We start from the raw sequence: 23279 nt of genomic DNA on the forward strand, positions 1-23279 counted from the left end.
CGGTAAGCTCCCTCTCCCCGCATCTTACGCGGGGAGAGGGGTGGGGTGAGGGGCGAGGCATTGGCCTGTCCTAAGCGTATCGTTTTCGGATCGAAGATTCCGATCCGAGAGAGCGCAACAAGCGGTGAGCGCGTGCCTTGCCCCTCACCCGCCCGGTTTCGCTGCGCTACGCCGGGCGACCTCTCCCCGTAAAGGACGGGGAGAGGTTAAGAACCGCCGCCCTTCCCGAAAAAGCCCGAATGCCCCTGTCTTGATTGCCAGACCCGCAGCAACTCCGCAGTAACCATCCTCCCCTAGGCTCTCATGATGCCGACGCGTCCCACCATCCTTGTGTTCGACTCCGGTCTCGGCGGTCTCACCGTCCAGCGCGAGATTGCGAAGGCACGTCCGGATGGCCGCTATGTCTATGTGGCCGATGACGCATTCTTTCCCTACGGCCAGCACACCGAAGAGGCGCTGATCGGCCGCGTGGTGCCGCTGATGGGCGAGCTGATCGCCGCCCACCGGCCGGACCTCGTGGTCATTGCCTGCAACACCGCCTCGACGCTGGTGCTCACCCATCTGCGCGCCACTTACACAGTGCCCTTCGTCGGCACCGTGCCGGCGATCAAGCCGGCCTGCGCGCGCTCAGTGACCAAGCGCGTCTCGGTGCTTGGCACGTCGGGCACCGTGAAGCGCGAATATACCCAGACGCTGATCCGCGAATTCGGCGGCGGCTGCATCGTCACGCTGGTCGGCTCGGCCGATCTCGCTTCCATGGCGGAAGAGGCCCTGGGCGGCACCGACATCGACGACGCCGACCTGTTTCGCGAGATCGCGCCCTGTTTTGTGCAGGATGCCGCAGGCGCCCGCACCGACACGATCGTGCTCGCTTGTACTCACTACCCGCTGTTGCTCGACCACCTTGATCGCATCGCCCCGTGGCCGGTGGCATGGATCGATCCGGCTCCCGCGATCGCACGCCGCGTGGTCGGCCTGATCGGAGATCATCAGCCCGGCGTGCCGCCCGCCGATGCCGTGCTGCTCTACACCTCCGGCAAGCGCCACGCCTGGCCAGAAGCGCTTGCGCCGTTCTTCGGCCGGCAGGTCGCGGCCTAGCAACCGACATCTCGACTTTCCCCCGTGCGCTGCTAGCCTTACGGCGCGCCGTTCCGAAAAGAGAACGGCAAAGGGAGACCAGCATGTTCAAGACGAATTTTCTGAAGAATGGCCTTCTCAAGACACTCCTTGTCGGCGTGGCGATCACGGCCTGCGCCGGCGCTGCCAGTGCACAAGGCATCAAGCGCACGCCGCTGCAGGACATCAAATATCCCGCTGGCCATCACATCGTGACGGTCGTGGCTGAGCTCGGCCCGAATCAGCTCGCCGGCCGCCATACCCATCCGGGGATCGATACCGGTTACGTTCTCGATGGCGACGCGACGCTGATCGTCGAGGGCCAGCCAGACAAGGCGCTCAAGGCGGGCGATTCCTATGCCGTCCCGGCCGGGATTCCGCATGACGTGAAGACCGGCGACAAGGGTCTGAAGATCATGGCAGTCTATGTCGTGGAAGACGGCAAGCCGCTGGCAACGCCCGCGCCGAAATAGACACTGAAGTCACAGGATCTACCAAAGCCCATGACGACCCCCGCGCCATTTCACGACCTCAAGCAGAAATGGCGCGAGGGCCGCCCCACTTTCGGGGCCATCGCCACGATCCCCAGCATCCAGACCGTGCGCATCATGGCGCAGACGCTGGACTGGATCATCGTCGACCTCGAACACGGTCCGATCGATCTCAACACCGCCCACGGGATGATCATGGCCACCGCAGGCACACCCTGCACGCCATTGGTGCGTGTTGCCGCCAACGAGCCCTGGCTGGCGAAAGCGCCGATGGATTTCGGCGCCATGGGCATCAACTTCCCGATGATCAACAGCGCCGACGATGCGACCAAGGCTGTGCGCAGCCTGCGTTATCCGCCCGAGGGCGAGCGGCTGTGGGGACCGTTCCATGCGCCGTTCCGCTGGAACACCGGCATGCCGGATTACATGTCCCGCGCGGACGACAGCATGATCTGCATGGTCACCATCGAGCATATCGATGCGGTGAACCGGATCGACGAGATCATGGCCACTGATGGCATCGACATCGCGGTGATCGGCGTCGGTGACCTCGCCACATCCATCGGCAAGCGCGGCCAGCCGGGCGATCCCGAGGTGCAGGCGCTGGTCGCCCGGGCCGAGGCCGGCATTCTCAAGTCAGGCGTTCCGCTGGGCGGGGCCGCGCTGAACGCAGACATGGGGAATGCCATGATCGAACGGGGCTATGTGGCGCTGGCACTGGGATTCGACTGGTCACTGTTCCAGCGCGGAATCGCCGCCGGCTTCGAGGGCATCAGGCGATAAAACTGCCTTTTCGAGGTCGATTTCGCGCCGGAACCGGCCGGATTGGCGCTATAAACCCGCAAAACGGCAAAAAGCCTGTCTTTCAATTGACATAACCGGCCCCGCCCCCTACAAACCGCCCTGCTCGCGGGCCGTTTTCGGCCCGCGAAGCGTTTCGCACCCGTGGTTCTCCACCCAGCTTTGGGAATGAACCTGTCGGTGCCGGGATTTTCCAGACCTCTGTTTTCAGACCCTGGACTGATCGCGGTACACAGGAGGGCGCGTCTCCTCACATCCACCAAGAGCCATCGCTTCGCGATGGCCGACAACATCGAGGACGCGATGACAAAGCGTAGTGAAGCTAAATACAAAATCGACCGCCGTATGGGCCAGAACATTTGGGGTCGTCCCAAGTCTCCGGTCAACAAGCGCGAATACGGCCCCGGCCAGCACGGCCAGCGCCGCAAGGGCAAGCTCTCCGACTTCGGCATGCAGCTGCGCGCCAAGCAGAAGCTCAAGGGCTACTACGCCAACATTTCCGAGCGCCAGTTCCACGCCATCTATGTCGAAGCGACCCGCCTCAAGGGCGACTCGGGTGAAAACCTGATCGGCCTGCTCGAGCGCCGCCTCGACACCGTGGTGTATCGTTCGAAGTTCGTTGCCACCATGTTCGCGGCCCGTCAGTTCATCAACCACGGCCACATCAAGGTGAACGGCAAGCGCGTCAACATCGCGAGCTATCTCGTGAAGGTCGGCGACGTCATTGAGGTCAAGGAATCCTCCAAGCAGCTCGCTTTCGTTCTGGAAGCCAGCCAGCTCGGCGAACGCGACACCCCGGATTACGTCGAAACCGACCACAGCAAGATGACCGCCAAGTTCATCCGCATTCCGCAGCTGTCGGACGTTCCCTTCGCCGTGCAGATGGAACCGCATCTGATCGTCGAATTCTATTCGCGCTAAATTCTGACAGCGCTAACGACATCAAGGCCCCGGATTTTCCGGGGCCTTTTTTGTTGTGTAAGCTCAGCGCTCACATGAACGGACGTCATCATGCCCCACACCCCCGCCTCGCCCGATCCGTCACAGCCGCCGGTCCGCATCAACCTTCTGTCCGACACGCAGACGCGGCCGACGCCCGCGATGCGCGCGGCGATCGCTTCGGCCGAGGTCGGCGACGAACAGATGGGCGATGATCCCACCGTGAATGCGCTCTGCGCCCGGGTCGCGGAGCTGCTCGGCAAGGAAGCTGCGGTGTTCATGCCGTCAGGCACCATGTGTAATGTCGCGGCGCTGCTGGTGCATTGCAGGCCCGGCGATGAAGTGATCGCACACAAGACCGCGCATATTCTCTCGCGCGAAGGCGGTACCCACGCCGCGCTCGGCGGTTTCCAGATCACCGGGCTGGATGGCGCCGACGGCAAATTCACGCCTGAAGCGCTACGCGCCGCATTGCATCCGCATACGCGCTACGAGATGCCGCAGACGCTCGTCAGCGTTGAGCAGACCGCCAATATCGGCGGCGGCACGATCTGGAGCAAACAACATCTCGATGAAGTCGCAGACATCGCCCACGCGCGGGGCATGGCCACCCACATGGATGGCGCGCGGCTGCTGAATGCCAGTGTCGCCACCGGCATCAGCGCGCGCGACATGGCGGCTGGTTGGGACTCGGCCTGGATCGATTTCACCAAGGGCCTCGGCGCACCGCTCGGGGCTGCGCTGGCTGGCCCGCGCGCATTCATCGACAAGGTCTGGCACTGGAAGCAGCGACTGGGCGGCGCCATGCGCCAGGCCGGCATGAGCGCCGCGGGATGTCTGTATTCACTCGATCATCATGTGGACCGATTGGCCGACGATCACGCCAATGCCCGCGCCCTTGCGAGCGGACTGGCACAGATCAACGGCATCGACGTGCAACAGCCGGAAACCAATCTCGTCTTCTTCGATCCCGCAGGCTCCGGCATCAGCGGCGCTGACATGGTCAAAGCTCTGCGCGCGAAAGGCGTGCTCCTCGCCACCATGGACGGCCGCATCCGCGCCTGCACCCATCTGGATGTCACGGCTGACATGATCGAGGAGACGCTGGGATTGATCAGGGACGTGGTGCACGCCAACTAACCTCTCCCCGCTCGCGGGAGAGGTCGACTGGAGCGCGCGAAGCGCGTGCAAGTCGGGTGAGGGGGAGCCAGCGAGTAAAACACTGGCTCCCCCTCACCCGCCGCGGACTGCGTCCGCGCCACCCTCTCCCCGCAAGCGGGGCGAGGGAAAAATAGCAGCCCCTACTTCAATGCCTCGGCGATGATCTTCCGCACATCCACCTCCATCCGCACGCGTTGCGATGGCGACTGCGCCATCACAAGCACGAACATGTCGTTCTTCGGATCGACCCAGAAGAACGTGCCGCCGACGCCATCCCAGCGATATTCGCCGATCGGGCCCGGCTCGCTGGCGAGTTCCTTAGTGCGCACTGCAAAGCCGAGACCGAAGCCACTGCCGGCACCCGGGAAGTAATAATAGTCGCGCTTCACTCCGCTCTCCGGCCCGATGTGATCGCGCGTCATCTCCGCCACGGTCTCGGGTTTGAGATAGCGCTTGCCGTCGAGCATGCCGCCATTGAGCAGCATCTGAAGGAAACGCGCGTAATCCGCCGTGGTGCTGACGAGACCTGAGCCGCCGGCCTCCCAGCGCCTCACTTGCGATGGATCGTGAATGCCTATCACCACGCCGACCATGCGATCTCCCGGGAACGGCTCGGCGACGCGGGCGCGCTTGGCGTAGTCCGTGATGTAGAATGACGTGTCGACCATGCCCAGGGGATCGAACAGCCGGCTCTTCTGGAATTCATAGAGCGATTGCCCGGACACCACTTCGATGACACGGCCAAGGATGTCGGTGGAATGGCCGTAGTCCCACAGCGTGCCGGGCTGCTCGGCGAGCGGAAGCTGCGCAATGCGATCGGCCCATGAGGCGTTGTCCCAGTCGCGGCCGAAGACATCGAGTTGCGCATAACGTTTCCGGGCGGGATCGTCGCCATAGAAACCGTAGGTGATGCCCGATGTGTGCCTGAGCAAATCGGCGATGGTGATCGGCCGCTGCAGTGGCACGAGGCCGAATGTGGCGTGTTCGTCGCCGCCGTTGGTGTCGACGCCCACCTGTGCCTTCGCGAAAGCCGGAATGTATTTCGCAACGGGATCGTCGAGGCGCAGTCTGCCATCCTCGACCAGCATCATCGCGGCCACCGAGGTGATCGGTTTCGTCATCGAATACAGCCGGAAGATCGCATCCCTGGTCATCGGATGCCCGCTGTCGAGATTGCCGAACACATCCGAATAGACCGGCTTGCCGTGCTGTTGCACGAGCACGACCGCGCCGGGAATCTTCCGCTCCGCGACCATGTCGAGAAAATAGCGATCGAGCGCCAGCAGTCTCTCGGCGGAGAATTCGCGCGCAATGGATTGCGGTTTTTCGGCTCGGGCCGGCGGCGAAGGCGCGGCGATGGTGCCGACGCTGCAGAGCGTCAGCAGCAGGAGTGCGGCGCGCCTATTTCTCCAGCGCTTCATAGACCAACAGCTTCAATGACCTTTGAATGCGCTGCCGCTCCGACGGCGTCTGCTCGAGCAGGATGAAGAAGAAATCCTGTTTGGGATCGATGACGAAGTAGCAGCCACTGGCGCCGTCCCATTTCAGTTCGCCGAGAGATCCCGGCGGTGGCGGCTTGGCATTGCCGGGATCGGTGCGCACCGCAAAGCCATAGCCGAAGCCGAAGCCGTCGCCGGGGAAATACAGATAGTCGCGCGCGACGCCGGAATCCTTGCCGATGTGATCGGTGGTCATGTCCTTGAACGTCGCCGCGCTCATGAAGCGCTTGCCGTCATATTCGCCGCCGTTCAGCAGCATCTGCGCGAACTTCGTGTAATCCGCCAGCGTCGACACCATGCCGCCGCTGCCGGATTCCCATTTCTGATAGGTCTCGGGTCGGCCCTGTCGGCCGGTGCGGAAATCGCGATCCCAGGCCATCGGCTTGGCGAGCATGGCCTCCTTCGACTTCTCCTTCACGAAGAAGCCGGTATCCTTCATGCCGAGCGGTCCGAGAAACGCCTCCTCCTCGTAGCCGAGCAGCGACTTGCCCGAAACGATCTCGATCACGCGGCCGAGAATGTCGGTGGAATGTCCATAGTCCCACAGCGTGCCGGGCTGGTGCTCGAGCGGCAGTTGCGCGATGCGGTCGGCGAATTCCTTGTTGTCGAAATCGCCGCTGTAGATATCCGCATTGCCATAGGCGCGACGCACCAGACTCTCGCCATAGAAGCCGTAAGTGATGCCCGACGTGTGCAGCAGCAGGTCGCGGATCGTCACCGGGCGATCGGGCGCGACGATGTCCAGCGCCTTCTCGCCATTCTCCAGCTTTGTCTCGACGCCGACCTTGGCCTTGGCAAAGGACGGAATGTATTTGGAGACGGGATCGTCGAGCTTGAGCTTGCCCTGATCGATCAGCATCATCGCCGCAAAGGACGTGATCGGCTTCGACATGGAATGCAGCCGGAAGATCGTGTCATCGGTCATCGGCTGCCTGGTGTCGGGATCGCGGACGCCGAAAAATTCCTTGTAGACCGGCTTGCCGTGCTGCTGGATCAGGACAATGGCGCCGGGAATCTTGCCGTCGGCGATCTGCTTGCGGAAGAACTCGCCGATGGCAGCCAGTTTCTCCTGCGAGAATTTAGCCCCGGCCGGAATGTCGAAGGTGCCTTCCGCGGCAAAGCGATCCTGGGCGAGGACGGGTGATCCGGTGAGCAACAGCGCTCCGCAGAGCAGCGAGCGTAGTCCGTGCCGCAAATTCATCGCCGCTCCTCTTGCCTGATCAGGCGGAGTGTAACGGCACGACGGTATCAGACAAGGGGAAGTGCGCGTGCGAGCGCGCGGCGATGAAGATCCGCCGACGGCTCGGAAAAGCAGCAGAAGGTGACGGCAGTGACCACCGGCGCATCCTTCAACGCCTTAATAACCGAGTCGATTGCGATGGGAGCGGCACGCGCCGCCGGAAAGCCGTAGACGCCGGTGGAGATGGCGGGGAAAGCAATGGAGACCAGACCATGCGCCTGACACAACATCAGCGCGCGTTGGTAACACGACGCCAGCGCCCCATCCTCGCCGGCCTTGCCGCCATGCCAGACGGGACCAACCGCATGGATCACATGCGCTGCCGGTAAATTGTAACCTTTGGTGATCTTGGCGTCGCCGGTGGCGCATCCCCCGAGGGTGCGGCATTCCGCGAGCAACTCGGGACCGGCCGCCCGATGAATGGCGCCGTCCACACCGCCGCCTCCGAGAAGCGACGCATTGGCCGCGTTGACGATGGCGTCAACGCGGAGGGTCGTAATATCGGCCACGACGACGTCGAGCGTCGCCGTGCCTATGTGTCGACTTGAAATCAGGCCGACGCCGGGGCGGCAATCACGCCCTTCTCGGCCAGCAGGCTCTGCAACTCGCCAGCCTGGAACATCTCACGGATGATGTCGCAGCCGCCGACGAATTCGCCCTTCACATAAAGCTGCGGAATGGTCGGCCAGTTCGAATAGGTCTTGATACCGTCGCGCAGCTCGGCGGATTCGAGAACGTTGAGGCCTTTGTAGCCGACGCCCACATGATCGAGAATCTGGACCACCTGGCCCGAGAAACCGCACTGCGGAAACTGCGGCGTGCCCTTCATGAACAGCACCACGTCGTTGGTCTTCACTTCGTTCTCGATGAATTGCTCAATGCTCATGTCACGTCCCTGTTCAAGGTCCAGATTCAAGGTCTGGAGTTGGCGGTCCAGCCATCGGGCGAACCGCCCGGTCAGACTTGTCATATATGTAGCCGAATCCGTTCCACACCCCAAGTCTTAAGGACGGGGTCAAAGGCTTGAAATCACAGGCGCGAGAGCCTCATGGCCGGCCCGCCGCGGTCACTTTTCCGCAGTTTTTGCCAAGTCCGACCGGGCCAAAGATCATATGACGACGGGCCTTTTATAACCAATCCGACGACCTATTTAGGACAGGCTGCTCGGGAACCCATCACCAAGAGCAACGTTCTCTCCAAAATCGGAGACTTTCGTGACGAATCCAGCTTCTGCCATGAGTTCAGGCACCGCGTCCCTTGCGTCCGAATCCGCCCCCGCAGGCTCTCTGGCCCAAAGACTGGGCGACGCCTTCCTGAGCGTCCGCCACGAAACCGAACGCCGCGCCGCCCCGCTCTCCCCGGAAGACCAGTTGGTGCAGTCGATGCCCGACGCCAGCCCGGCGAAGTGGCACCGCGCCCATGTGACCTGGTTCTGGGAGCAATTCCTGCTCTCCGATCACGCGCCGGGCTACAAGGTCTATCACCCCGATTACGCTTACCTCTTCAACTCCTATTACGTCTCCGCCGGTCCCCGCCACGCCCGCGCACAGCGCGGCCACCTCACCCGGCCGGGCGCCGATGAAGTGACCGCCTATCGCAACCATGTCGATGCGGCCGTCATCAAATTCTTCAACGAGACGCCGGACGAAAAGCTGACCTCGCTGATCCCGCTGCTCGAAGTCGGCTTCAATCACGAGCAGCAGCATCAGGAGCTGATGCTCACGGACATCCTGCATGCGTTTGCACAGAACCCGATCCCCCCGGCCTATGATTCCGACTGGCGCTTTCCCGCACCGACCAGATCGGGCGATGCGTGGACCACGCTGACCGAAGGCATCCACACCATCGGCCATCAGAGCGACAGTTTCCATTTCGACAATGAGAAGCCCGCGCATCGCGCCCTCGTCGGTCCCGTCAAGCTCGCGCGCAATCTCGTCACCAACCGCGAATGGCTCGCCTTCATGGAGGCCGGCGGCTACGAGGAAGCCACGCTGTGGCTGATGGATGGCTTTGCCACTGTGGCCCGCGAGGAATGGCAGGCGCCCGGTCACTGGCGCAAGGTCGATGGCGAATGGCAGATCATGACGCTCGGCGGTCTCAAGCCGATCGATCTCGACGCGCCGGTGTGCCACGTCAGCTATTACGAATGCGACGCTTTCGCACGCTGGAGCGACAAGCATCTGCCGACCGAGATGGAATGGGAAGTCGCAGCCCGCGCCGGTCAGCTCAACGACGCCTTCGGCATCGTCTGGCAATGGACGCGTTCGGCCTACGCCGCCTATCCCGGCTACCGCGCCATCGAAGGCGCGCTCGGCGAATACAACGGCAAGTTCATGATCAATCAGCTGGTGCTGCGCGGCTCATCGCTGGCGACACCGGACAATCACAGCCGCGTCACCTATCGCAATTTCTTCTATCCCCACCATCGCTGGCAATTCACGGGCCTGCGGCTGGCCGATTACGGCAGCTGATTTCCTGACATCACGGCGCCTCGAAAGCGTTGAGGAGACTGACATGAACGTTCATGCCCCGTTGGCACTGTCACTGCTGAATGCCTCGGCATCCGCATTTGCTGCGGATGTCGCCGAAGCCCTGTCGGGGCATCCCAAGAAGCTGTCGCCGAAATACTTCTATGACGAAGCCGGCTCGGAGCTGTTCGAGCAGATCACCAGGCTCCCGGAATATTACCCGACCCGCACCGAGCTCGGCATTCTCCGCTCGCGTGGCAAGGACATCAACGCGATCATTCCGAAGAACGCCGCGCTGGTCGAATTCGGCGCCGGCGCCACCACCAAGGTGCGGCTGCTGCTGAATGAATGCGACGTCGGCGCGTATGTGCCGGTTGATATCTCCGGCGACTTCCTGCAGGCGCAGGCCGCCGAACTGCGCAAGGATTTCCCGGGCCTGAAGGTGTTGCCGGTGAATGCCGACTTCACCGCCCCCTTCGACCTGCCCGCCGATATCCGGTTGACGCCGAAGGTCGGATTCTTCCCGGGCTCGACCCTGGGCAATTTCGAGCCGCACGAGGCCGGCGCCTTCCTGCGCTCCGCCCGCGCCATTCTCGGCAGGGATGCCTTGATGCTGATCGGCATCGATCTGGAGAAGGATGAAAAGCTGCTGCACGCCGCCTATAATGATGCGGCCGGCGTCACCGGCAAGTTCAACATGAATGTGCTGGTGCGCATCAACCGCGAACTCGGCGGCGATTTCGATCTCTCGGCCTTCTCGCATCGCGCGATCTACAACAAGGAGCGCCACCGCATCGAGATGCACCTGATCGCCAGGAAGCCGCAGACCGTGCATGTGCTCGGCCGCAGCTTCGCCTTCCGGGCCGGCGAGAGCATCCATACCGAGAGCAGCTACAAATACAGCATCGAGCGTTTTGCGGCCCTCGCGCGTGGCTCGGGCTGGGAGCCGAAGGCGTCATGGACCGACGCGGACAAGCACTTCTCCGTGCACGCACTGATGGCAACGGAGTGAACTTACTACACCTCGCCCCGCTTGCGGGGAGAGGTCGAAATGCGCGCAGCGGATTTCGGGTGAGGGGGAGCCAGAGTTTTACTCAGAAGAGCCCCTCACCCCGACCCTCTCCCCGCAAGCGCGGGGCGAGGGCGCGACAGCGCTTCGCTACGCCTCCGGCACACCCGTCTGCAGCGCCAGCGCATGCAGCACGCCGCCCATCTGGCCTTTCAGCGACTGATAGACAATCTGGTGCTGGGCGACGCGGGATTTGCCGCGGAAGGATTCCGAGATCACGGTTGCCGCGTAATGGTCGCCGTCACCGGCCAGATCACGGATCGTCACCTGCGCGTCGGGAATCGCGGCCTTGATCATGGTCTCGATATCGCGGGCGTCCATCGGCATTAATCGGGTCTCCAGAATAGTTCGAATCGCGGCCGGTCGTCGCCGCCTCGGATCGCAAGCCTATCGCGCCTGCCGCACGACGTCACGGCTTTCTGAGGATAATCCCTCGTCTGACCCTTTTAAAGGCCGCCGGTATCCCACATCTGAAGGGCAGCATTTGACCGTCACAATGCCACTGCATGAGGGTTCACCATGAAGCTTCCCGGCCCGGATCACCCGATCACCATTGCGCCCACCGGCAAACACATCCGTGTTTCTGCCGGAGACATCGTGATCGCCGACACGACCAATGCCCTGACCCTCAAGGAGGCCAGCTACCCCGCAGTGGTGTATATCCCCCGCACGGACGCCAATATGGACGCGGTATCGCGCACCGACCGTGTGACGCACTGCCCGTACAAGGGCGACGCGAATTATTACAGCATCAAGACTGGCGACAAGGTGCTGGACAACGCGATCTGGACCTATGAGACGCCGTTTCCGGCAATGGCCGAGATCAAGGACTATCTGGCATTTTACCCAGACAAGGTGAAAATCGAGGAAGTGCCCGCTTGATCCCGGGCTGATTGCCGAAGCGGCTTTCGACAATTATCATGACGGCGCGCATCCCTGATGCGCCCGGCGACGCCTGTTGCGCGCGGAAGCGAGGGGGCTCGCCGTTCACATGTCAGACCGCAACGCTGCGCTGGATCGCGCCCGCACCTTTGTTACGCTGCTCGTGCTGGCGAACCACGCCGCAGTCGCTTACACCGCCTTCGGCCGCTATTACCCGAACCACTATCTGTGGTCGACGGCGCCGATCGTCGACAGCCAGCGCTGGATCGGCTTCAACATCCTGACGCTATTCAACGACGCCTTCTTCATGTGCCTGATGTTCATGCTGTCGGGCCTGTTCGTCTGGCCCAGCCTGAAGCGCAAGAGCATCGGCCACTTCCTGCGCGACCGCGCACTCCGCCTCGGCCTGCCCTTCCTGGCGATGATCTTCGTGCTGATGCCCATCGCCTATTACGCGTCGTTCAGCCTGTCGACGCACAAGACCGGCTTTGTCGAATTCTACGTCAACAATTTCAAACAGGGCCAATGGTTCGCCGGCCCCGGCTGGTTCATCTGGTATCTGCTGTTTCTCGATCTGGTCGCGATCCCGGTCTTCCTGCTCGCGCCGCGACTGGTGGACGGCATCAACCGGCTGTCGATCCGTGCCTTCGAACGACCGTGGTTGTTCGCCGCCGCGCTCGGCGTCGTTGCCGTGATCTCCTATGTGCCCTTCCTGTTTACGGTCGGCGCCGTCCGCTGGTTCAGCTGGGGGCCGCTGCAGGTGCAGTTCAGCCGGATGGCGATCTATGGCGTGTTCTTCTTCGCCGGCATGGGCATCGGCGCCGCCAATATCGACCAGGGCCTGCTCGCCCGCACCGGTGCGCTGGCGCGGCAATGGCTGTGGTGGACGATCGCTGCGGCCGTCGCGTTCGGCTCGCTGACCTATCTCGTCAATTTCCGCCGCATGAAGCTCGCCAATCTCACCGGCGCACCGCCATTCTGGTGGCAGTCGAGCTATGGCGTGATCTATGCGGTCGCCTGCACGCTGATCTGCCTCGCGGTGCTGGCGCTGTTCCTGCGCTTCGGCCAGCGTGAAAAGAGCATCTTCGATCCGCTGCGCGGAGATGCCTATGGCATCTTCGTGCTGCACTACATCCCGATGCTGTGGCTGCAATATGCGCTGCTGAACGCACCGCTCGGCGCCGGATCGAAAGCTTTCATCGCCTTCGCGGGCACGCTGGCGACGAGCTGGGCGGCGACGCGGGCGCTCCGCGCAATCCCGGGTGTGAAACGGATTTTGTAATCCGTTCACGCCGCCCTTTCCGACATTCGACATTGACAGAGATCTGCAGGAGACCAGCATGCGCGCGCGCAACGGCGACAAGGCGATCAATCTTCTTTTCAACGTCACGCCGGCGCTGTTCGAGGAATATCGCGACCCCATTCTGGATGCGCTTCGGCGCCGGAGCATCGACGCGCGAGCCAGTCTCCTGGGTGACATGGCGCATCAGGATGTGGACTACATCATCCACGCGACCGGCGGTCCCATCACCGATTTCGCCCCTTTCAGCAATGCGCGCGCCGTCTTGAGCCTTTGGGCCGGTGTCGAGAAGATCGTCGGCAACACGACGCTGACGCAGCCTTTGTGCCGCATGGTCGATGACGGCCTCCGGCAGGGCATGGTCGAATGGGTCGTCGGTCACGTGTTGCGTGCGCATCTCGGGATGGACCGCTATGTCTGTCAGAAGCCGCTCTCGTGGTCGCAGCATGTCCCGCCACTCGCCAAAGATCGATCCGTGACAGTGCTGGGTCTCGGCGAATTGGGATCGGCTGCGGCGACCGCGCTTGCCCAACTCGGCTTTCGCGTGACCGGCTGGAGTCGAAGCCTGCGCGAGGTGCCGGGCGTCCGCTGCCTCGCAGGAATGGAGAATCTACCCCAGGCGCTGGCCTCGGCGGAAATCCTCGTGGGGCTGCTGCCCCAGACGCCGGAGACCATCGATCTCCTGAATGCCGAACGGCTCGCGCTTCTGCCCAGGGGAAGTTTCATCCTGAATGCCGGACGCGGCACGCTGATCGACGATAACGCCCTCATCGCAGCGCTCGACAGCGGACAGGTGGCCCAGGCCACGCTGGATGTCTTCCGCACCGAGCCGGTACCATCAGGTCATCCGTTCTGGTCGCATCCGGGGGTGACGATCTCGCCCCACATCGCAGCAGCGACGCGCGTTGCATCGGCCGCCGAGAACATCGCCGACAATATCGCACGCGCGGAAAGCGGCATTCCGCTGATGAATTTGGTCGATCGGACGCTGAGCTATTGAGACGTTGGCATATAGGCACACGCTAGAGGCTGGCGCCGTCAACGCTACAAACTCAAAATTCAATTGTTATCGCCCGACCGCGTGCAATTGCACGGTCGGACCGAGCGTCCCGGTTGCGCGTGCAGATATCGCAAGGACAAGGCGCCCCGTCATTACGGAAATTTGAGCCGCATACGGACGCGCCGTGAGAAGCTGCGGGAACACGCAAGGCCGCGGAGAGTTCCTTCACAAATCATGTCGCTGCGATGTCGGCTTCTCACGCCGCAGCGTTCTGGAGGCACGTCCATGGCCGCCACAAATGTCGTCGTCACCAATCTTTCTCCTGCCGAACACCAGATACAACTCCGCCGCGCGGTATTCGCATCCACCGTTGGTACCGCTATCGAGTGGTACGATTTCTTCCTCTACAGCACCGTCACCGGCCTCGTCTTTGCCAAACTGTACTTCCCGCATTCCGATCCATGGGTCGGCACCCTCGAAGCCTTCGCCATCTATGCGGTCGGCTTTGTCGCCCGGCCCATCGGCGCTGCGATCTTCGGCCATTACGGCGACCGCATCGGCCGCAAGTCGACGCTCATCGCAACGCTGCTGTTGATGGGGCTGGCGACCTTCGCCGTCGCGCTGGTCCCGACCTATGCCAGTATCGGCATCTGGGGTGCGGTCATTCTGACCATCCTGCGCTTCATCCAGGGCATCGGCGTCGGCGGCGAATGGGGTGGCTCGGTGCTGATGTCGATGGAATGGGCCCGCTCCAATCAGTCGCGCGGGCTCATCGCCTCGTGGCCGCAATTCGGCGTGCCCTGCGGGCTGTTCCTCGCCAATCTGGCCGTGCTTGCATTCAGCCAGATGTCAGGCGACCAATTCCTCTCCTGGGGCTGGCGCGTACCCTTCCTGCTCAGCCTGCTGCTCGTCGCTGTCGGCCTTTATATCCGCCTCGGCATTCTGGAAACGCCTGTCTTCACCAAGCTGCTCGCCGAACAAAAGATCGAGCGCACCCCGATCCTCGAAGTGATCAAGCGTCAGCCGAAGGAAATTCTGCTGTCCGCTCTCGCACGCATGGGCGAACAGGCACCATTCTACATCTTCACCGCCTTCATCTTCTCCTACGGGATCGGCACGCTGCACGTGTCGCGCGACTTCCTGCTCACGGCGGTGCTGGCTGCGTCCGTCGTGTCCTTCGTCTCGATCCCGCTGTCCGGCCATTTCTCCGACCGCATCGGACGGAAGGCCATGTATATGATCGGCGCACTGGTCACCGGAATCTTCGGCTTCATCTATTTCGGCATGGTGAACACCGGCGTGGCGTGGATCATCTTCTTCGCCATCGTGCTCTCGCTGATTCCGCATGACATGATGTACGGCCCGCAAGCCGCGCTGATCGCCGAAAGCTTCACCGGCAGGCTGCGCTACAGCGGAGCCTCCCTCGGCTATCAGCTCGCATCGGTGATCGCCGGCGGCCCGGCGCCGCTGATCGCGACCTGGCTGTTCGGCAGATACCAGTCGCCCTATGCGATCGCGATCTATATCGCCGCCTGCGCAGTGCTCAGCCTGATTGCAACCGCCATGATGACGGACTACACCGGCAAGGACATCAGCAGCGAATACAAGATCGCGACCTGATCCGGTTGAGTAAAGAAAGGCGATGAGTCCGGTTCAGCGAAGCTGGATCAGACTCTAGGCACTGCCGGCCATATAGTTCGGCAACCAGCTCTCATGCGCGTGAACCAGCGCCTTGATATCAACGGCGCGCTCGCCGTCGATCGCCACAGCATGACCGCCGGTCTTGCCGATCTGCACGCACGGCACTTCGACGCCCTTCAGCTTCGACATCACGGTCAACAGCTGATCTTCGGCCACCGTCACGATGTAGCGCGCCTGATCTTCGCCGAACCACCAGGCATGCGGCACGATGGATGACGGCGCGGCATCGAGCTTGGCACCAATGCCGGAGGCCATCGCCATTTCGGTGAGTGCCACCAGCAAGCCGCCATCGGCGATATCATGCACGGCAGTCGCAGTGCCCGCATGGATCATACCGCGGACCACGTCGCCATTGCGCTTCTCGGTGGCAAGGTCGACCGGCGGCGGAGCGCCCTCTTCGCGGCCGCAGATATCGCGCAGATAGACCGACTGGCCGAGCCAGCCCTTGGTCTCGCCGATCAGCAGGATCGCTTCACCGGGCTTCTTGAAGGCCAGCGTCGCCGACTTGGTGAAATCGTCGAGCACGCCGACGCCGCCGATGGACGGGGTCGGCAGGATGCCGCGGCCATTGGTCTCGTTGTAGAGCGAGACGTTGCCGGAGACGATCGGGAAATCCAGCGTGATGCAGGCTTCCGCGATGCCCTTCAGGCAACCGACCAGCTGGCCCATGATCTCGGGTCGCTCGGGATTGCCGAAGTTGAGATTGTCGGTGACCGCCAGCGGCCTGCCGCCGACGGCGGTGATGTTGCGCCAGGCTTCGGCCACGGCCTGCTTGCCGCCTTCGACCGGATCCGCCTCGCAATAGCGCGGCGTGACGTCGACGGACATCGCCAGACCCTTGGGACCGTCCTCGATGCGCACCACAGCGGCATCGCCGCCGGGGCGCTGCACGGTGTTGCCGAGAATGACGTGGTCATACTGCTCCCACACCCAGCGCTTGGAGCACAGTTCGGGCGTGCCGATCAGCTTCTCCAGCGCATCCGGGATCGACGACGGCGCGGCGATGTCGCGCGCATGGACTACCGGCAGCACCGGCGACGGCACATGCGGACGATCATAGAGCGGCGCCTCGTCGCCGAGCTCCTTGATCGGCAGATCGGCCATCACCTTGCCGCCATGCTTCACGACGAAGCGCAGCGTCGGCGTGGTGTAGCCGACGATGGCGAAGTCGAGGCCCCACTTCCGGAAGATATCCTCGGCCTGCTTTTCCTTTTCGGGCTTCAGCACCATGAGCATGCGCTCCTGGCTTTCCGAGAGCATCATCTCGTAAGCGGTCATGCCCTCTTCGCGGGTCGGCACCGCGTCGAGGTTGAGCTCGACGCCGAGGTCGCCCTTGGCGCCCATCTCGACGGCGGAGCACGTCAGACCGGCCGCGCCCATGTCCTGGATCGCGATCACGCAATCGGCGGCCATGATTTCGAGACAGGCTTCCAGCAGCAGCTTCTCGGCGAAGGGATCGCCGACCTGCACCGTCGGGCGCTTCTCCTCGGAATCCTCGTCGAATTCGGCCGAGGCCATCGACGCGCCGTGAATGCCGTCGCGGCCCGTTTTGGAGCCGAGATAGACGATCGGCATGTTTACGCCGGACGCCGCCGCGAGGAAGATCTTGTCGGCATCGGCAAGACCGACGGCCATCGCGTTGACGAGGTTGTTGCCGTCATAGCGGGTGTGGAAGCGGGTCTGGCCGCCGACGGTGGGCACGCCGAACGAATTGCCGTAGCCGCCGACGCCGGCGACGACGCCTGACACGAGGTGGCGGGTCTTGGGATGTTCGGGCGCGCCGAACGACAGCGCGTTCAAACAGGCGATCGGGCGCGCGCCCATGGTGAAGACGTCACGCAGGATGCCGCCGACACCCGTGGTCGCGCCCTGATAGGGCTCGATATAGCTCGGGTGGTTGTGGCTCTCCATCTTGAACACGATGGCCTGATTGTCGCCGATATCGATGACGCCGGCATTCTCGCCCGGCCCCTGCAGCACCCACGGCGCCTTGGTCGGCAGCCCTTTCAGATGGATGCGCGAGGATTTATACGAGCAATGCTCGTTCCACATGGCCGAGAAGATGCCGAGCTCGGTGAAAGTCGGCTCGCGGCCGATCAGTTTCAGGATGCGCTCGTACTCGTCGGGCTTGAGGCCATGGGAGGCGACGAGTTCGGGAGTGATCTTTGGCTCGGTCATGGGGTCAGTCGTCGGCTTTCTGGCTCTGTAAGGCTTCTTCATAGGGAGATCGGAGCATGCGGAAAAGGCCTATTCCGGCCCGTTCCCCGCATGTCCCAAGCTTTGCCCGGGCAATGCCTTCACTGCCCGAAAAAGAGCCTGCATAAGGCCCTGCGCCGCGCCGGATTGCGCCCGCCGGATGGATCGGATTTAACACTTTTCTCAGCCAATCCAAGGAGTTCAGACCGTGAATGTGCCCGCCGATGCCACCATCCCGTTCCACGCCGACGCCTATACCGCGACGGAGGGGGAATTTGCGGGCTGGACCACCTGGAAGCGGGACTCCTTCGAATCGGTCTCAGGCCCGTTCTGGCACAAGGTCGAGGCCGACGGCTCCGTCCGCTGCGCCTTCCGGGTCGAGAAAAAGCACCTCAACGGCATGAAGAACGTCCATGGCGGCTGCTTCATGACCTTTGCCGATTACTGCCTGTTTGCGCTGGCCTCCCGCGAGCTGCAGGGCCCCGGCATCACCGTCTCCTTCGGCTGCGAGTTCCTCGACGCGGCCCGCGAAGGCGAGCTGGTTGAATGCCATGGCGAAATGACCAGGATCGGCGGCTCGTTGATCTTCCTGCGCGGAATCCTCAAAGCCGGCGAGCGCTCGCTGCTGACCTTTTCGGGCACCATCAAGCGCGTAAAGAAGCGCCCGAAGCCGGCGGCCATCGCGGCGGAGTAACCGGGCGTCGATTGGCGGGCATGGGCGCACCCTGCTAGGTTCGTCGACAACACATGTGGGCCCGAACATGCTGAGTTCATTCGAACGGCTGCGTCATCCGGCAAATGCCGATCTCCTGATCGTGGCGGACGATGAGCATGCGGCTGTCGCCGGCCGCGGCAATTACGCCATGCCGTGGCACTGGCATGATTGCCTGATGTTCATCCTGCCAAGCCGCGGGACGATCGAGCTGAAGCACGAAGCCGGACGTGAAGGTAGCTGGCTGTCGCAGGATAGGTTCGCGATCGTTCCTGCCAACCAGGCCCATGAGACGCGCGCAGGGATCGGCGCACACAGCCATGTCGCCATCTACGCAACGGACTCGGTCCTGAAGCGCCTTGAAAGCGAGAACGGCTCGCTGAGCGAATTCCGCCGCAGGACATCAACGACCCGGCTGTTTCGCCGGTCAGACAGACTGCGCGCCCTGCAGGCGCTGCTGGTCGGGGACGGCAGGCATGCCTATGGCAATGCCCATGTCCGGCACGGACTGTCCTCTGCCCTGCTCGTTCAGTGCATCGCCGAGACCCTGACCGGCGACGCCGTATCCAGTGCCTCGCATCGCGAACACGGCATGACATTGGTCGCGGAGCTGAGGGACTATCTCACCCTTCATGCCGACCGGGACGTTCCGCTCGACGCCCTGGAAGAGCGCTTTGGCGTATCGCGGCGTCATATCACCCGACTGTTTCGCGCGGGGACCGGGGCGTCGATCGGCGAATTCCAGCAACGGATCCGCCTCGATAATGCAAGCGAGCTGTTGAAGGCAACCGATCTCCCGATCGGCGAGATCGCGCTCCGTGTCGGCTTCGACAGCGGTGCAGCGCTGGCCCACGCGATGCGCCGGGCAGACGGCCAATCGCCAAGCGAAGTTCGCAAGCGCATGGCCCGGCCGATCAAAATCTAGGGCCCGCTGAAACGCGCGCCGCAGCAACACGCCCCGTAGCTTCGCACCGGTGAATTCCGTGCAGCGCTGGCTGACGTGCAGTGCGAACGCGCGAGGCTGCTAGAGGGTGTAAACATGATGACGACATCTCCCGAACCGCAGGTTCGATTTGTCAGTGTCTTTGCGGCAGGCCCGCAGGGCGGCAATCCCGCACCGATCGTCGTCGATGGCGCAGGGATGAGTGATGCGGAGATGCAGCAGGTCGCACGCGCCTACGGTCACGAGAGCGGGTTTGTGTTGCCGTCTCCGCCGGGCTCCGACTGCGATTTCGAGTTTCGTTTCTGGGTGCCCAATCATGAGATGTCCATGTGCGGCCATGCGACCGTCGGCGCGACATGGTTGCTTCAACGGCTCGGCCGGCTGCAGCGTGATCGCATCGCGATCCTGACGAAGAGTGGCCGCGTCCATGCACGGATCGGTCAATCAGACGAACAGGATATCTCGGTCGAGGTCTCGCAGCCTACAGGGATCGTCGAGCCGCTTCCCGACACGCCCCGAAGCGTCGATGACATTCTCGACGTCCTCGGGATCGGCTCCGACTGCCTCGCGCCGTTCCCGATCCAAAATGCGCGAACGAGCCGGATCAAGACGCTCATTCCTTTGAAGAGCGTGTCCATCCTTGATGGCCTCAAGCCTGACTTCTCGAGGATGGAGCGCCTGTGCAATCGCATCGACTCCACCGGTCTCTATCCCTACGCCGTGTCCGACCGGAACGATCAGATCATCGATGCACGCCAGTTTCCGAGCGCATCGGGATATCCGGAAGACGCAGCGACGGGCATAGCGGCTTCTGCCCTGTCCTTCGGTCTCCTCGCGAACCGGATGGTGGATGCGTCGGAACGCCAGATCACCATTCGCCAGGGCCGCGCCATGAATCGCCCCTCCGCGATCAAGGTGCGCTTCAGCTTCAATGACGGCGATCTCAACGGCTGCTGGCTCGGCGGCGCCGTTCAGCCGACCGAATGCGAGAAGATCGCGTCATGACGAGCAAGGGACAGCCCTCGGCTTTCGAGGCCGACTATGGCTTTGCGCGAAGCGACGTTCGTCTCGATAACTGGCGTCAGGCACCCTGGAATGTCTGGGCATTCCGTCACGTGTCCGAACTCATTCCGACAGCACGCATCGCAGCGACGCCGGGACTGATCGAGGATCCACCTGCCGATCCCGGAGACTTGCTCCGGCAGACATTACCGGTCGGTGGAGAAACAGCCGGTGTCGTGGATGTGTTGCGCAGGACCTCGACCGATGCCCTCGTCGTGATGAAATCCGGCCGTGTCGTTGCGGATTACCATGCGCCGAATTTCACCGCGCAATCGCGGCACATTCTGTTCTCCGCGAGCAAGTCGGTGACAGCGATCGTCGCGGGAATTTTATACAGCGACGGCCTGATCGATTTCGACGAGACCGCCTCGCATCACGTGCCGGAACTGAACTCCTCGGCTTTCGCAGATGCGCGGGTCCGCGATGTTCTTGACATGCGGGTGAGCCTGGATTTCGAGGAAACCTATCAGGATCCGCGCGGCGACTTCGCCAGATATCGTCGCGCCGGCCTGCTGGAACCGTCCAAGGCCGGCGACACTCCGGACTCCCTGCTGGCCTTCCTCGCCTCGCTGCAAAAGGGCGGCGGCAATCACGGAGGTCCCTTCCACTACTGCTCGCCGAATTCGGATGTACTGGGTCTGGTAATCGAACGCGCCTCGGGTCAACGTTTCACCGACTTTGCGGCTGCGCGCTTGTGGCAACCGCTCGGTGCGCGGCAGGATGCTTATATCACGGTCGATGCGGCCGGCACCCCGCGAACCGGCGGCGGCTTCTGCATGACCCCGCGCGACCTCGCACGCATCGGCGAGATGATGCGACTGGGCGGCATGGCCAACGGCCGCCAGATCGTCTCGCAGGATTGGGTATCGGATACGATCACGAACGGCTCCGACGAAGCCTGGCGCGCAGGCAAATTCGTCGAATGGCTGCCGGAAGGCCGCTATCGCAACAAATGGTATCAGACGGGCGATGCGAGCGGTGCCTTCTTCGCACTCGGCATTCACGGGCAATATCTTTACGTGAATCCGCGCGCCGAACTGGTCGTGGCAAAATTCTCGTCCCAGCCGGAGCCGGTGAACAACGATCTGAAGCGCCTCAACCTCGCGCTGTTCGATACGCTTGCAAGATTGTACTGATGACACGCCCCTGCGAGAGCAGCCCGCCGCCAGGACAGTGCGGCCTGTCGCCGATTGAGGCCAGCTCCGCGCCTATGTGTCGTCCGGGCGAATGGACGACGGATGCCGGCACAAAGGCGTCACGCTGACGCGCATGAAGGGGAAGAGCGGCAATGTCGACAGGATGTCGTGCAGCGCCTCATTGCTGGCCACATCGAAGATGCTGACATTGGCGTAACGTCCGGCGACCCGCCAGAGATGGCGCCACTCGCCTGTCTTCTGCAGTTCCTGCGCGCGTTCACGCTCGGTCTTCTTCAGTTGCTCGACCACATCCGGGGCGAGACCCGGCGGGATCTGAACGTCCATTTCCACCTGAAAAAGCATCGATCAAACTCCTGTTGTTGCGCCGGCCGGTTGAACGCGCGGCGAATAGCCATCGCGGCGGAAGAATGCGACACGGTCCATGTCCAGTTCGACGCCGATGCCGGGCGCGGTCGGCACCTGCAACACGAAGTCGCCGTAACGCAGCGGCGTCGCGAGAATCTCCTCGGTCAGGAGCAGCGGGCCGAACAGTTCGGTGCCCCATGCGAGTTTCGGCAGCACGGAGAAGACCTGCGCCGACGCCGCGGTGCCGACACCGCCTTCCAGCATCGTGCCGCCGTAAAGGCCGATGCCTGCAGCATCTCCGATCGCAGCCATCTTCACCGCATCATACAGACCGCCGGCCTGGTTGATCTTCAGGGCGAACACATCGGCAGCGCCCCGCGAAGCAACATCGAAAGCATCCGCCGTGCCATGCAGTGCCTCATCGGCCATGATGGGCACATTGAAGCGACCGCTGATGCGGGCCTGTGCCCCGCGATTGTCGCGCGACAGAGGCTGCTCGATGAGGTCCACGCCGGCCGCCTCCAGGGCGGGAATGCCGCGCCGTGCGTCGGGCTCGCTCCAGGCCTGGTTCACGTCGACCCGCACGCTGGCACGATCTCCGAGGGCGCGCTTGATGGCCGCCACATGCGCCACGTCATCATCCACGGGCCGCAGGCCGATCTTCAGCTTGAAGATATTGTGGCGGCGCGCATCGAGCATCTGCTCGGCTTCCGCGATGTCGCGCGTGGTATCGCCGCTGGCCAGTGTCCAGGCCACCGGCAAGGTGTCGTGCATGCGGCCGCCGAGCAGTTCCGACACCGGCAGGCCTAGGCGCTTGCCGAGCGCATCCAGCAGTGCCGTCTCCACCGCGCATTTGGCGAAGCGATTGCCTTTGACCCGCCGCTTCACGTCGGCCATGAGCGCGGCAATGCGTGATGCATCCATGCCGATGATGGCCGGAGCGATGTAGGTGTCGACGGTGAGCTTGATGCCCTCGGGGCTCTCCTCGCCGTAGCTGAGACCGCCGATCGTGGTGCCCTCGCCGATGCCGACCGTGCCGTCGGAGCAGCGAATGATGACCAGCACGAGAGTCTGGCTGTTCATCGTATGCATCGACAACCGATGGGGGCGGATCGTCGGCACATCGACCAGGATGGTCTCGACCCCGTCGACGCTGACTGCCACGCTGGTGCTCATGAAAGGCGTTTTCCTGTTGTC

The 23279-nt window shown here is 62.9% G+C and carries 23 protein-coding genes; 15 read left to right on the forward strand and 8 right to left on the reverse strand.

Features of this window, described 5'->3' with window-relative positions:
• Window positions 1–306 precede the first annotated feature (306 nt).
• The 5 genes from murI to ACEK02_RS00535 all read left to right on the forward strand — a co-directional run bounded on the left by murI (window position 307) and on the right by ACEK02_RS00535 (window position 4487).
• Window positions 307–1098 (forward strand): glutamate racemase, encoded by a 792-nt coding sequence (murI, locus tag ACEK02_RS00515; RefSeq protein WP_371419864.1) that lies wholly within the window; start codon window positions 307–309, stop codon window positions 1096–1098.
• 83 nt (window positions 1099–1181) lie between these two features.
• Window positions 1182–1589, forward strand: a complete 408-nt coding sequence (locus ACEK02_RS00520; protein ID WP_371419865.1) for a cupin domain-containing protein — start codon at window positions 1182–1184, stop codon at window positions 1587–1589.
• Between the two features lie 30 nt (window positions 1590–1619).
• Window positions 1620–2390, forward strand: coding sequence for an HpcH/HpaI aldolase/citrate lyase family protein (locus ACEK02_RS00525; RefSeq protein WP_371419866.1), 771 nt, complete (start codon window positions 1620–1622; stop codon window positions 2388–2390).
• A gap of 321 nt (window positions 2391–2711) precedes the next feature.
• On the forward strand, window positions 2712–3329 hold the full coding sequence (rpsD, locus tag ACEK02_RS00530; RefSeq protein WP_371419867.1) for a 30S ribosomal protein S4: 618 nt from the start codon (window positions 2712–2714) through the stop codon (window positions 3327–3329).
• A 90-nt stretch (window positions 3330–3419) separates the two neighbouring features.
• Window positions 3420–4487, forward strand: coding sequence for a low specificity L-threonine aldolase (locus tag ACEK02_RS00535; protein WP_371419868.1), 1068 nt, complete (start codon window positions 3420–3422; stop codon window positions 4485–4487).
• A gap of 161 nt (window positions 4488–4648) precedes the next feature.
• On the opposite strand, the gene ACEK02_RS00540 is transcribed toward ACEK02_RS00535, so the two are convergent.
• Genes ACEK02_RS00540 through grxD form a run of 4 tightly spaced genes read right to left on the reverse strand, consistent with a single transcriptional unit; the run spans window position 4649 to window position 8133 of the window.
• Entirely contained in the window at window positions 4649–5929 is a 1281-nt protein-coding gene (locus ACEK02_RS00540; RefSeq protein WP_371419869.1) for a serine hydrolase domain-containing protein, read from the reverse strand.
• Complete coding sequence (locus tag ACEK02_RS00545) at window positions 5910–7208, reverse strand: serine hydrolase domain-containing protein (RefSeq protein WP_371419870.1); 1299 nt, start codon at window positions 7206–7208, stop codon at window positions 5910–5912. The genes ACEK02_RS00540 and ACEK02_RS00545 overlap by 20 nt, the downstream gene beginning before the upstream one ends.
• A 47-nt stretch (window positions 7209–7255) precedes the next feature.
• Window positions 7256–7756 (reverse strand): O-acetyl-ADP-ribose deacetylase, encoded by a 501-nt coding sequence (locus tag ACEK02_RS00550; RefSeq protein WP_371419871.1) that lies wholly within the window; start codon window positions 7754–7756, stop codon window positions 7256–7258.
• Between the two features lie 41 nt (window positions 7757–7797).
• Window positions 7798–8133, reverse strand: coding sequence for a Grx4 family monothiol glutaredoxin (grxD, locus tag ACEK02_RS00555; RefSeq protein ID WP_371419872.1), 336 nt, complete (start codon window positions 8131–8133; stop codon window positions 7798–7800).
• A gap of 349 nt (window positions 8134–8482) precedes the next feature.
• Here grxD and egtB point away from each other — a divergent pair, with 349 nt between their 5' ends.
• Both egtB and egtD read left to right on the forward strand, forming a co-directional pair.
• Window positions 8483–9718 (forward strand): ergothioneine biosynthesis protein EgtB, encoded by a 1236-nt coding sequence (gene egtB, locus ACEK02_RS00560; protein WP_371419947.1) that lies wholly within the window; start codon window positions 8483–8485, stop codon window positions 9716–9718.
• A gap of 43 nt (window positions 9719–9761) precedes the next feature.
• On the forward strand, window positions 9762–10727 hold the full coding sequence (gene egtD, locus ACEK02_RS00565; RefSeq protein ID WP_371419873.1) for an L-histidine N(alpha)-methyltransferase: 966 nt from the start codon (window positions 9762–9764) through the stop codon (window positions 10725–10727).
• Window positions 10728–10874: 147 nt separating this feature from the next.
• Here the strand turns inward: egtD and ACEK02_RS00570 are convergent, their stop codons facing one another.
• Window positions 10875–11111: a BolA family protein gene (locus ACEK02_RS00570; RefSeq protein WP_068735968.1), complete on the reverse strand. Its 237-nt coding sequence runs from the start codon at window positions 11109–11111 to the stop codon at window positions 10875–10877.
• A gap of 192 nt (window positions 11112–11303) precedes the next feature.
• Here ACEK02_RS00570 and ACEK02_RS00575 point away from each other — a divergent pair, with 192 nt between their 5' ends.
• The 4 genes from ACEK02_RS00575 (at window position 11304) to ACEK02_RS00590 (ending at window position 15586) form a co-directional block, all read left to right on the forward strand.
• Window positions 11304–11666 carry a DUF427 domain-containing protein gene (locus ACEK02_RS00575; protein WP_092146735.1) on the forward strand — a complete coding sequence of 121 codons (363 nt, stop codon included), beginning with the start codon at window positions 11304–11306 and terminating at the stop codon, window positions 11664–11666.
• Window positions 11667–11775: 109 nt separating this feature from the next.
• Window positions 11776–12948, forward strand: a complete 1173-nt coding sequence (locus ACEK02_RS00580; protein WP_371419874.1) for an acyltransferase family protein — start codon at window positions 11776–11778, stop codon at window positions 12946–12948.
• Between the two features lie 58 nt (window positions 12949–13006).
• Window positions 13007–13966 (forward strand): 2-hydroxyacid dehydrogenase, encoded by a 960-nt coding sequence (locus ACEK02_RS00585; protein ID WP_371419875.1) that lies wholly within the window; start codon window positions 13007–13009, stop codon window positions 13964–13966.
• Between the two features lie 285 nt (window positions 13967–14251).
• A complete protein-coding gene (locus ACEK02_RS00590; RefSeq protein ID WP_371419876.1) occupies window positions 14252–15586 on the forward strand; it encodes an MFS transporter in 1335 nt (444 codons plus the stop codon).
• Between the two features lie 54 nt (window positions 15587–15640).
• Here ACEK02_RS00590 and purL read toward each other — a convergent pair whose 3' ends face one another.
• A complete protein-coding gene (purL, locus tag ACEK02_RS00595; protein WP_371419877.1) occupies window positions 15641–17845 on the reverse strand; it encodes a phosphoribosylformylglycinamidine synthase subunit PurL in 2205 nt (734 codons plus the stop codon).
• A 232-nt stretch (window positions 17846–18077) separates the two neighbouring features.
• Here purL and ACEK02_RS00600 point away from each other — a divergent pair, with 232 nt between their 5' ends.
• From ACEK02_RS00600 to ACEK02_RS00615, 4 genes are all read left to right on the forward strand, one after another.
• Window positions 18078–18557: a PaaI family thioesterase gene (locus ACEK02_RS00600; protein ID WP_371419948.1), complete on the forward strand. Its 480-nt coding sequence runs from the start codon at window positions 18078–18080 to the stop codon at window positions 18555–18557.
• Between the two features lie 67 nt (window positions 18558–18624).
• The gene (locus tag ACEK02_RS00605; RefSeq protein ID WP_371419878.1) at window positions 18625–19500 is read left to right on the forward strand and encodes a helix-turn-helix domain-containing protein; all 876 of its coding nucleotides are present in this window, start codon (window positions 18625–18627) and stop codon (window positions 19498–19500) included.
• Between the two features lie 114 nt (window positions 19501–19614).
• Complete coding sequence (locus ACEK02_RS00610) at window positions 19615–20523, forward strand: PhzF family phenazine biosynthesis protein (RefSeq protein ID WP_371419879.1); 909 nt, start codon at window positions 19615–19617, stop codon at window positions 20521–20523.
• A complete protein-coding gene (locus ACEK02_RS00615; protein WP_371419880.1) occupies window positions 20520–21716 on the forward strand; it encodes a serine hydrolase domain-containing protein in 1197 nt (398 codons plus the stop codon). The genes ACEK02_RS00610 and ACEK02_RS00615 overlap by 4 nt, the downstream gene beginning before the upstream one ends.
• Window positions 21717–21788: 72 nt before the next feature.
• On the opposite strand, the gene catC is transcribed toward ACEK02_RS00615, so the two are convergent.
• Both catC and ACEK02_RS00625 read right to left on the reverse strand, forming a co-directional pair.
• A complete protein-coding gene (catC, locus tag ACEK02_RS00620; RefSeq protein ID WP_371419881.1) occupies window positions 21789–22079 on the reverse strand; it encodes a muconolactone Delta-isomerase in 291 nt (96 codons plus the stop codon).
• 3 nt (window positions 22080–22082) lie between these two features.
• The gene (locus ACEK02_RS00625; RefSeq protein WP_371419882.1) at window positions 22083–23258 is read right to left on the reverse strand and encodes a muconate/chloromuconate family cycloisomerase; all 1176 of its coding nucleotides are present in this window, start codon (window positions 23256–23258) and stop codon (window positions 22083–22085) included.
• Window positions 23259–23279: the final 21 nt, after the last annotated feature.

This window comes from Tardiphaga sp., from assembly GCF_041424195.1.
Taxonomy (GTDB): Bacteria; Pseudomonadota; Alphaproteobacteria; order Rhizobiales; family Xanthobacteraceae; genus Tardiphaga.